Consider the following 248-nt stretch of genomic DNA (forward strand, 5'->3'; position numbering starts at 1 on the left):
GTCGAGCATGTCGCGCGCATTCTTGACCGCGGTCATGCCCCAGAAGCTGTCGGTATATTCGAGCCCGCTATAGCCGCCGATGTCGGCCGGGCTGTCCAGGTGGACGTGCATGTCGATGAGGCCGGGAAGCAGGGTCTGGCCGCTGAGATTGACGTGCGTGACGTCGCTCCCCCAGCGCACCGTGCGCGCGTCGGCGATCGACGTGATGAGGCCGTTGTCGCCGACGAAGATGGCGGGAAACTCGACAT

The 248-nt window shown here is 64.9% G+C and carries 1 pseudogene; it reads right to left on the reverse strand.

What is annotated here, in order from left to right:
- Positions 1–248: pseudogene (locus ACSNOK_RS35485) on the reverse strand (amidohydrolase family protein); the annotation flags it as partial.

Source organism: Streptomyces sp. URMC 126 (assembly GCF_051386555.1).
Classification (GTDB): Bacteria; Actinomycetota; Actinomycetes; order Streptomycetales; family Streptomycetaceae; genus Streptomyces.